The organism is Jeotgalibacillus sp. R-1-5s-1, assembly GCF_004405105.1.
In the GTDB taxonomy this organism is placed as follows: Bacteria; Bacillota; Bacilli; order Bacillales; family Jeotgalibacillaceae; genus Jeotgalibacillus.
On the sequence record NZ_SORW01000053.1, the window covers coordinates 186,010 to 196,869 of the forward strand.

Here is a 10,860-nt window from a genome sequence, read left to right on the forward strand (position 1 = left end):
TGTCCCCTCCTGCTTAGTAAACCGTTTCTTTAAAGAAGAATCCAGTATCAAGTGGCCGGTGAGGCTGCTGCATTTTTTCAATCTGCTCAAGCCACTCATCTTTTTGTGCCTCATACTCTTCCGGCTGATCGGCTGCAAGGTCAATCGCTTTGCGGTATAAAGCTGTTACGGCAGTGACATAGTCCGGCTCCTGCAGAATTCCGTCGATTTTAAAAGAATCCACACCGGCTTCCATCATCTCACTCAGCTCATCAATTATACACATATCATTCGGACTCATAATATGTGTACCATTTTCATCTTCAAAAATCGGATATTTATTGTTCCGCTCATCATCATGTAAAAGCATGTTTTTATTCTGCTTTCTGTTTTCAATCTCCATCGCTTTACCCTGGTAAAGGAAATAATTACCGAGCAGTGAACGCTTCGACTGGAACATACAGGTCATGCCGTGAACCTGCACTTCAATTTCCACGTTGGCATTTTCCTTAATTTCAACAATGGCATCCATTGATAGTTCTCTTGCAAGGACCGATCTTTTGGCTCCTTTTTCACCCCAGTAATTGCAGGTGAAATAATTGGTCGCTGTTGTTTCGGTATTCCAGTGAAGAGGCATGTCCGGCGCGGATTCTCTTGCCGCCATCAAGACAGCAGGATCTCCGAAAATAACACCATCTGCCTGTATTTCCTGACAGAATGACAGGTAATCATTCAACTCTTCCACTTTATCATTATGAAAAATCCCGTTCATGGCTACGTACACTTTTTTCTGATGCTCATGAGCCAGGCTGACGGCTTGTGCTACATCGTCTTTGGAAAATTCAGCAGCAAGTCTTAAGCCGTAGCGCTGTTCACCGATCACAAAAGCATCTGCACCAGCTTCAATCAGCTGTTCCATATGCAAAACAGACATCGGAGTCACTAATAATTCAGGTTTGTGCATTTTGTTCACCTCTTCTTACTGATCGCCAGGCCATCACCAACCGGGATAATAACGGTGTGGTAGTCTTCCCTGGCCATGATCCATTCATTGAACCGGTTAATTTTACGAAGCATCTGTCTTACATTTCTGCTTTCATCACCTGTCTGATGGGCAACAAGCCCTTTAAATAAGACGTTATCTGTATAAACGACCGGACTTTCTGCAAATAATGGCTCATAACTTGCAAAGAAACGGTCAGACTGACTTTTGGCTGCATCAATAAAAACCGCATCAAAAGGACCGTATGTCGCCACCTCATCAATTAGATCAAATGCGTCTCCATACAATAGTGTGATACGGTCGCCTACACCGGATTGCTGGACAAATTGCTGTGCTTTTTCATAGCGTTCCTGATCCCGTTCAATTGAAACGATTTCCACCTGATGAATCTCGGAAGCAATTCTGAGAGCGGAATAACCGATTGCCGTACCGATTTCAAGCAGTTTTTTCGGCTGCTGAAGCCGCAGGAATTGAAGAAGTGTTTCTATTCCTGCAAGTTCCATGATCGGAACTCCATTTTCTTTAGCGTACTGCTCTATAGTCATCAGATAGTCAGATCGCTCTGCTGTAAGATTTTCAATGTATTGATGGACTTTTTCATCCATTTCTATCACGCCTTTACAAGTCTGCTTCCATAAAAAAGAGCGCTCACAAAACAGCCTCCGGACATGAAAAGAAGAAAGCATGATGCTTTCTGCCATCGGACTTTGTGATAGACGCCTGAAAATACTTTATCTATTCTACCATAAAAACAGGAGGAAAGTGAATCATCTTTATGAAAGCTGAAAAACTGTCACGTTTTAATCAGCTGCAGATGATCACACTTTCCTCCGTTGGTTTTTAAGAGCCTTCCTCTTCAGAAGCCTGCTCCTCATTTACACTGTAAATGTATTGTTCAGCCTTCTGCTCGTGCTCTTCAAGTGTTTCAGAATAATACATGGCCCCGTCTTCAGCAGAAGTCAGGAAATAAAAATAATCACTAGCCTCAGGGTTCAAAGCGGCTTCGATGGACGCAAGCCCTGGTGCTGCAATCGGTCCGGGTGGAAGCCCCTGATTCTGATACGTATTGTAAGGATCCTGAATCTCCAGATCCTCAAATAATACTCTATCGTTCCATTCTCCTTTTGCATAGAGAACAGTCGGGTCCGTCTGAAGCGGCATCCCCTCTTCAAGACGGTTATAGAAAATGCCCGCGATCATACTGCGGTCCGTTGAAGCAGTTGCTTCCCTTTCAAGCAGCGAAGCCATTGTCAAAACGTCATGAACGTCCATGACCTTTTCACCTTCTCCACCATCAGTCGCTCCAGTATAATCACCCGCTGTAAATTCAGGCAGCGTTGCAAGATATGGAGAAACATTGTTGTACATCGCATCTACCATCTGTGTAATGATACTTTCAAGTGAAGGGTTTTCCTCATAGAATGGATAAGTCGCGGGAAATAAATATCCTTCAAGCGTCATTTTTATATTTTCGTTATCTACATCAGCCGTAATCAGTTCCGGGTAAGTGTCTTTTAACGTTTGGATAAAAGCCGGATCTGTTACCTTTTCCATAAATTCTTCTTCCGTGTAATTTGTATTCTCCTCGATCACACCGGCAATCTGTTCAAGTGTAAGACCTTCCGGAATGGTTACATTGAAAATCGGTTCATGATAGATTTTTCCGGTTTTTAAGCTTTGCGTAATTTCATCGAGTGTCATAGCCGGAGTAAATTCATACGTTCCGGCCTGGAATTCTGATTCGTTATTAAATTTCAGGTAATATTTAAAGACCTGTGCATCCTTGATAACACCATTCTCTTCAAGCTCTGCAGTAATGCTGTCAACAGATGATCCAATCGGAATTTCTACCGGGATTGCCTCTTCACTTTCCGGATCAACCGGCTCGAGTGCTGCACTTACGTAAGAATATCCCCCAAGAACTAAACCGGCTGTCAAAAACAGCAAAATGACAGACAGGATAAAAACAATTTTCCTTACTTTTTTCGCTTCCTTTTTTCGTTCCTGCAAGTTCAGTTTCCACTGATCGATTAAAGATTTTTTATCACTCAATCAATTTCCCTCCAAAAAGCACGCTCTTTTTTTCAATTAACCCCATTATACCTTAAAAATATGTCCGGGCAACCTTGAGCATTTTACAATATTCATCCTTTTTCATGCATGAAGGTCTGAACTATATTGCATTTTTTCATTGGGATATAGTCGGGCTGGACTACCCTACACTTTCCGCGACAGGAGTTACCGGGTAAGTCCAGCCCTTAATAATTTTTCCTCTTAATATGATTAACTTAAAAACAAAAGGATGGAACAACTCATTTTTGGAGTCATTCCATCCTTTAATGCTGATATTATTCCTCTTCTTCCTCATCAAGGAATGTGTTGAGCATTTCTTCGATCATATCCCATTCTGCTTCTGTTTCGATTGGCTTCAGTTCACCTTCAGCATTTTCATCGTCAGGTTCGAAAGAAGAAGCGTGAATCTCGATCTCTTCCTCGTCTGTATCTCCTACCGGGTAGTACAATACATATGATTTTTTGAATTCATCAGAGTCAAATGTAAAAAGGACTTCACATAGAACCTCGTTACCCTGCTCATCAATGACTGTAATATTTTTTTCACCATGCTCCATTATGGTCACCTCATTTTGACGCGCTGTCAAGATATCCCTGAAGGATCATGACAGCCGCCATTTTATCAATTACTTTTTTTCTTTTACTGCGACTGACATCCGCTTCCAGCAGTACACGTTCAGCTGCCATCGTGCTTAACCGTTCATCCCAGAAAATGATGTCCACATCCAGACGGCTTTTCAGCATATCACCATACTTTTGGCTGGCTTCTGCTCTAGGACCAAGGGTATTGTTCATGTTTTTCGGTAAGCCGATGACAATTTTGGAGATTTCATGCTCCTGAACGAGCTCTTTTATGCGCTTCAGGCCGAAATGCCCTGCGGCTTCATCAATCTTAATGGTCTCGATGCCCTGGGCCGTCCAGCCAAGAGCATCGCTAACCGCTACTCCAACGGTTTTAGAGCCTACGTCCAGACCCATCGTACGCATGATATCATCCTTCTTTATGCTGCTGAAGATAAAACTTCACCAGTTCTTCAATAATCTCATCCCGTTCCAGTTTACGGATGATATTCCTCGCATCCTGGTGGCGTGGAATATAGGCGGGGTCACCCGATAAAAGATACCCTACTATCTGGTTAATCGGATTGTATCCTTTCTCTTCAAGAGCTTTGAATACCTGTACCAGGACTCGCTGTACCTCCCTGTCAGCCGATTCATCCCCAAAATCGAACCGCATCGTTTTATCAAATGAGCTCATCTTCTACACCTCACTACGGAATCAACCTGCATTCCTATTATCCAACTACTGTTCATTGTACACCAGAATGGATCAGAATCAAACGGATTTCACCCATTCAGGAACAAATCGAAGTGCCTCTTCCACTTTCGATGGATCCTTACCGCCTGCCTGTGCCATATCAGGACGGCCTCCGCCGCCTCCGCCACAGATGCCGGCTACTTCTTTAATCAGTTTTCCGGCATGATAGCCTTTTTCGATTAAATCTTTTGTGACGCCTGCAATGATCTGAACCTTGTCTCCCTGTACAGAAATCAACACGAGTACGCCGGAACCGAGCTTGTTTTTCACGTCATCTGCCATCGTTCTCAATGCGTTCATATCTGCAGCCTGAACCTTTTGTGCCAATACGGATACACCGTCAACATCTTCGATTTTATCGAGAATGCTTTTCGCTTCGATATTTGACAGCTTGGCATTTAATGATTCATTTTCACGCTGCAGGACCTTTACATCAGACTGGAGACCTTCAAGACGTGTTTCCAGATCACGCGGGTTGGCTTTCAGCTTTTTCGCGGAACGATTCAGAATGTTGATCTGATCGTTCATATGACGGTAAGCAGCTTCTCCTGTTACCGCCTCAATACGACGGGTACCTGCACCGATTCCACCTTCAGATACAATACGGAACAAACCGATTTCAGCTGTATTGCCAACATGGCAGCCACCGCAAAGTTCAAGACTGTAATCGCCGATTGACACGACACGTACTTCAGAGCCGTACTTTTCACCGAATAACGCCATCGCACCCATTGCTTTTGCTTCATCCAGTGATTTAATGGCTGTGTCTACCTCATAGCTTGTCCAAATTTTTGCGTTTACAATCTCTTCAATTTGTTCAAGCTCTTCCTGAGTCACCTGACCAAAGTGAGAGAAGTCAAAACGCAGGCGATCCGGTTCAACAAGAGAACCTGCCTGATTAACGTGGTCTCCTAATACATCCTTTAGTGCCTGGTGCAGCAAGTGTGTTGCCGTATGGTTTTTTGTAATGCGGTTACGGGAATCTGTTTTCACTTCCGCCGTCACAGCAACACCTTTAGTCACTGTTCCTGCTGTGACAATTCCTGTGTGAAGATTCTGCCCATTCGGCGCTTTTTTAACATCCTTCACTTCAATGGTCACCTGGTCGTTAGAAACAATCCCTTTATCACCAATCTGACCGCCACTTTCAGCATAGAATGGAGTCTCAGCAAGAATGAACTGAACTTCCTGGCCTTCTGATGCTTCAGAGGCAAATTCCTGATTGATGACAAGCTCTTCAATAACGGAATCATGCTTCAGTCTGCTATAGCCGACAAATTCACTATTCACTTTAATATCGCCAAGCACGCCACCCTGAACCTGCATCGAGCCGCTCTCCTGACGCGCTGCACGGGCACGGGAGCGCTGTGCTTCCATCTCTGAACGGAAACCGTCCTGATCGATTTGAAGACCGTTTTCCTCAGCATATTCTTCTGTCAGTTCAACTGGGAAACCGAATGTATCATAAAGGCGGAATACATCCTTACCCTGAATCAAATTGGAGCCATTTTCTTTTGCTGCTTTCATCAGCTCATTTAAAATAGCAAGACCTTCATTCAGCGTTTCATGGAAGCGTTCCTCTTCGTTTTTAATAACCTTTTGGATAAACTCCTGCTTCTGCTTCACTTCCGGATAGAAGTCAAACATAATATCCGCTACAACCGGTACAAGTTCAAACATAAATGGACGGTTGATGCCAAGCTGTTTGGCAAAGCGGACCGCTCTTCTCAGCAGTCTTCTCAGTACATAGCCACGACCTTCATTCGATGGAAGTGCACCGTCCCCTACTGCAAACGATACGGTTCTGATATGATCGGCAATGACTTTAAATGCCATATCATTTTCACTCTGTCCATAGCGTACTTTTGAAACAAGCTCGGTTGCCTCAATGATTGGCATAAACAGATCCGTTTCAAAGTTTGTCGGAACGTCCTGAACAACACATGCCATACGCTCAAGACCCATGCCTGTATCAATATTTTTCTTCGGCAGCGGGGTGTACGTGTCGTCAGCATTATGGTTAAACTGTGAAAATACAAGGTTCCAGATTTCAAGATAACGGTCATTTTCCCCGCCAGGATACAATTCAGGATCCGCAGGGTTGTTGCCATACTCCTCACCGCGGTCAAAGAAAATTTCAGAGTTAGGACCACTTGGGCCTTCCCCGATGTCCCAGAAGTTCCCTTCAAGACGGATGATGCGGTGTTCCGGCACGCCTACTTTGTCCTTCCAGATCGCAAATGCTTCATCGTCCTCCGGGTGAATCGTGACAGAAAGCTTCTCAGGATCAAAGCCGATCCACTTTTCAGAAGTGAGGAATTCCCATGCCCATTCAATCGCCTCTTCTTTAAAGTATTCTCCGATTGAGAAGTTTCCAAGCATTTCGAAGAATGTATGGTGACGGGCTGTTTTTCCGACGTTTTCAATATCATTCGTTCGGATCGATTTCTGCGCATTTGTAATACGCGGGTTGGCCGGAATCACACGGCCGTCAAAGTACTTTTTAAGCGTCGCAACGCCACTGTTGATCCAGAGTAAAGAAGGATCTTCGTGTGGAACGAGTGATGCACTCGGCTCAATATCATGTCCTTTTTCCTTAAAGAAATCCAAATACATTTGTCTGATTTCTGCACCTGTCCATTTTTTCATCTGGCTGTTCCTCCTTTATAATTCCCGAAGCGTCCAAAAAAACAGAAAAAGGCCTCCAATCCGACACAGGGACGAGCTTAAACTCGCGGTACCACCCTGGTTATGGATTGAAAACCCACCACTTTCATTGCTTTAACGCAGCATACGGCAGTGATTACCTGCACTCCGGACCAGCTTTCCACATTTCAGTTCAGTAAGCCCCTTTCAGCCCTGGGAGCCCTCTCTTTTAAAGAACTATGGTTAATGTGTACTCATTCCATCTTCGAGATGATCATTTATTCTTCATATACACGCGATTGCAAGTAAAGCAACCGGTAACGTGACAGAACAATTCTACTTGAAATTATAGAAATCTCTCAGCCCTTTGTCAATTCATGATCGAATTTATTTAATCGGAGTGTTTTCCAAAGGAGCCGGATCAGCATAGCGAAAGGAATGATCACGATGAGTCCGAGGACCCCACCGATCTCTCCTCCTGCGAGTAAAAGCACCATCATAACGATTGGATGAAAGTGCACGCTGTTTCCGATAATCCATGGAGACAGGAGATGACTTTCAAGCATTTGAATGACAAAAACACCTGCTACAATCCATAAAACGGTCGGAATTGAAATGGTCGAGGCGATCAGGACAGCAGGTATCGAGCCGATAATTGGGCCAACATACGGGATGACATTAAATATTCCCATGATGATCGCCAGAAATGGCGCATAAGGAACTGAAAGAATCAACAACAGCACATACGTTAACACTGCAATGGCCGTTGACAGCAGTACCTGCCCCCGGATATAACCACCGAGACTTTTATCTGATTCCCGAAGAAAGAACCTCATTTTTTCTTTTTTGTCACCCGGGATCCACTCATAAACCCAATGTTTTATCGATCTTCTGTCCTTTAAAAGATAAAACGTCATAAACGGTACAAGCGTTAAAATGACAATCCATTTTATCGAGTCATCGAGCCCGAGGAAAACCGCCGACAGCTGACTGTCCAGCTGCTCTGTCACATGAGTGACTGTTTCCCCCGCCTTCAATTGAATCGCTTCCGGAAAGACCGTGAGCAGCTGCTCCATTTCTCTTCCTGCAGCGAACAGTTCTCTCGCTACGGTTTGTGCAGAAGTAATAAATGAAGGTCCTTCCACTATCAAAAACGGGATGCCCCATTGAATAAGTGAAATGACTGAGCAGATAATCAAAATAAAGATGATCCAGATGGATAACAAATCAGGGCATCGCGCTTTGTTTAAAAAATGAACGGCGGGCAATAGCAAATAGGCAAGCACCGCACTGATCAAAAGCGGGACGACTGCGGTGACAGCACTTTCCCTGACCACGAGACCGGCTTCAGTAAAGAAAAGCAGCCATAAAAAAAGCACTCCTCCTGCAGCCTTCAGGATGAAGCGCTTATTGACCCACTGAATCATCCTTCAGCACTCTCAAATACGATTTTTTGAGTATGGGTCAGCAGTCCATCCTCAGTAATTTCATAGAGCTTCCATTTATTTTTTGCCCGCGTAAATTCAACACAACAGGAATGACAAAAGTAGCGATTTGAAGTCAGCATTCCGACTTCACGGTTGGAGCAGTTTGGACATATCAATGAAATCCCTCCTGTCTGAGGTTTTTTATTATCATTGACTGCCCAAAGATTTCCTATACCTCAGCCATAAAATCGTAAGGGCTGATTCCATCCATTCCGATCATCGGGTCCACCTGATCCGGAAATCTTTCCTGAACACTCTGCTCAGCACTCCCTTCTGAATAGCCGAGACGTTCTTTCAGTGTCGTCATCCTGACAAGATCATCCTGCCTTTCAACCCCGTAACGGAAAGCCTCTTCTTCACCGCAAAGAATTAAAAACCGGCTGCTTCGCGTGATCGCGGTGTATAACAAGTTTCTCCTTAGCATTCTTGAATAGCTTTTGACGACTGGAAGGATCACAATCGGAAATTCACTACCCTGTGATTTATGAATAGAACAGCAGTAGGCGTGCGTGATCTGATTTAAATCCTGCCTTGTATAGGTCACTTCAACACCATCAAACGAAACGAGTACCATATCCTGCTTTTCTGTATTTTCCTTCGCGTAAAAAATGGAAATGATCTCGCCCATATCGCCATTAAATACATTACTCTCAGGCTGGTTGACAAGCTGAAGTACCTTGTCCCCGATCCGGTACGTGATATCTCCCCATTTCAATTCCTTCCTCGATCCATCCGGGTTCCCGTTCAGAAGCTCTTGTAAAAGCGTATTCAGCTTATCAATACCTGCAGGTCCTCTGTACATTGGTGCAAGTACCTGTATGTCCTTTGGACTGTATCCTTTATCAACGGCATTTTTTACGATCTTCCCAACTACATCATCCATCTGTCCAGCCCTGCACGGAATAAAGGAACGGTCAGGAAAGGACTGTCTGATCGTTGCAGGAACCTGTCCTTTTTTCATGTCATGGGCAAGCTCAATAATGGATGATCCCTCTTCCTGCCTGTAAATATCCGTCAGTTCAACAGACGGGATTTTTTCAGACTGAAGGAGATCCTGCAACACCTGGCCCGGTCCAACCGAAGGGAGCTGATCCTGGTCACCTACTAAAATGACCTGCATCCCTTCAGGAACGGCCTGAAGAAGCTTGTTGGCAAGCCATGTATCAACCATGGACATTTCATCAATGATCAAGAGGCGGCCGGTAATCATCCGTTCATCCTCATCCTCCATTTCCTCCTGTCCGGTAAAACCGAGAAGGCGGTGAATCGTCATCGCTTTTAATCCGGTCGATTCCGTCATCCGCTTTGCTGCGCGGCCGGTCGGGGCAGCAAGCACAACCGGAAACGGATCATCCTTGGAGTATTGATCAGGATCAAGAGAAACGCCGTGAAGTTCTGCGTAAAGTTCCACGATCCCTTTTATCACGGTTGTTTTCCCAGTACCCGGGCCGCCTGTCAAAATCATCAAAGGCGATGAAAGTGCCGTTTGAATCGCCTGTTTCTGGGAAGGCGCATAGGTCACACCAATCCGCTCCTCCAGATCTCCAAGCGCCAAAAGAAATTCCGCTTCAGGAAATCCATCCTCATATTCAGTCCGGCTTAGAATGTTTTCAATACTCGAGGCTATACCTGCTTCTGAATAATAAAGGGAAGGCATATAGACCCGTTTATTTTCACCAATGATTTTTCCTTCTTCGTTCAATTCAATCAGGCTTGCTGATATATCTGTGTATTCAATCTGTTCAGGCTGATGCTTCTGCAAAAGCTCTTTGACCTTCACCATCAGGGATTTGGAATCTGCATATACATGACCTTCCTGCAGGGAAATCTGAGTCAGGCAATACAGGCACGCCGCCTTAATCCGGTCAGGGTGATTCCCGGACAGCCCCAGATGCCTGCCGAGTTCATCAGCCTTTCCAAAACCAACCCCTTCAATATCGTGAACAAGCTGGTAAGGATTTTTTTCAATCACATCAAGCGTATTTTCCTGATAAAATTGATAGATCTTCATGGATAACTGGGGACCGAACCCCCAGTCATTTAACAGTACCATGATCCGCTCAAGCCCCTGATGCTCCATCAGCACCTCATGAATGTGCTTTGCCTTTTCTTTAGAAAGCTTCGGGACCGAGTGAAGAACGGCTTCATTTTCCATGATTTTCGAAATGGCATTTTCACCAATCACATCGACGATCTTTTCAGCCGTTTTTTTACCGACCCCGTTAAACAGATCACTTGAAAGATAATGAATAATCCCCTGTTTCGTTGAACTATACCCCAGATAACGGACACTGATAAAAAAGTGCCCCTATCTGGGGTTTTTTGTGTTTCAATAGATTTAATCATTGGGGGCG

9 protein-coding genes and 1 pseudogene are annotated in these 10,860 nt (G+C 44.5%); all 10 read right to left on the reverse strand.

Annotation, left to right across the window (positions count from 1 at the left end; all coding sequences use genetic code 11):
* Positions 1–13 precede the first annotated feature (13 nt).
* Positions 14–943, reverse strand: coding sequence for a peptidase U32 family protein (locus tag E2491_RS16400; protein ID WP_134376702.1), 930 nt, complete (start codon positions 941–943; stop codon positions 14–16).
* A gap of 5 nt (positions 944–948) precedes the next feature.
* The gene (locus E2491_RS16405; RefSeq protein WP_134376703.1) at positions 949–1,587 is read right to left on the reverse strand and encodes an O-methyltransferase; all 639 of its coding nucleotides are present in this window, start codon (positions 1,585–1,587) and stop codon (positions 949–951) included.
* Between the two features lie 235 nt (positions 1,588–1,822).
* On the reverse strand, positions 1,823–3,034 hold the full coding sequence (gene mltG, locus E2491_RS16410) for an endolytic transglycosylase MltG (protein ID WP_134376704.1): 1,212 nt from the start codon (positions 3,032–3,034) through the stop codon (positions 1,823–1,825).
* A gap of 296 nt (positions 3,035–3,330) precedes the next feature.
* Positions 3,331–3,612: a DUF1292 domain-containing protein gene (locus tag E2491_RS16415; RefSeq protein ID WP_134376705.1), complete on the reverse strand. Its 282-nt coding sequence runs from the start codon at positions 3,610–3,612 to the stop codon at positions 3,331–3,333.
* Between the two features lie 10 nt (positions 3,613–3,622).
* Entirely contained in the window at positions 3,623–4,042 is a 420-nt protein-coding gene (ruvX, locus tag E2491_RS16420; RefSeq protein ID WP_134376706.1) for a Holliday junction resolvase RuvX, read from the reverse strand.
* 4 nt (positions 4,043–4,046) lie between these two features.
* Positions 4,047–4,313, reverse strand: coding sequence for an IreB family regulatory phosphoprotein (locus E2491_RS16425; protein ID WP_134376707.1), 267 nt, complete (start codon positions 4,311–4,313; stop codon positions 4,047–4,049).
* Positions 4,314–4,391: 78 nt separating this feature from the next.
* On the reverse strand, positions 4,392–7,022 hold the full coding sequence (alaS, locus tag E2491_RS16430; RefSeq protein ID WP_134376708.1) for an alanine--tRNA ligase: 2,631 nt from the start codon (positions 7,020–7,022) through the stop codon (positions 4,392–4,394).
* A 356-nt stretch (positions 7,023–7,378) separates the two neighbouring features.
* A complete protein-coding gene (locus E2491_RS16435) occupies positions 7,379–8,446 on the reverse strand; it encodes an AI-2E family transporter (RefSeq protein WP_134376709.1) in 1,068 nt (355 codons plus the stop codon).
* On the reverse strand, positions 8,443–8,622 hold the full coding sequence (locus E2491_RS16440; protein ID WP_134376710.1) for a hypothetical protein: 180 nt from the start codon (positions 8,620–8,622) through the stop codon (positions 8,443–8,445). Before E2491_RS16440 ends, E2491_RS16435 begins: the two co-directional genes overlap by 4 nt.
* Before the next feature lie 53 nt (positions 8,623–8,675).
* Positions 8,676–10,772, reverse strand: a pseudogene (gene recD2 / locus E2491_RS16445) (SF1B family DNA helicase RecD2); the annotation flags it as partial.
* Between the last annotated feature and the right edge of the window lie 88 nt (positions 10,773–10,860).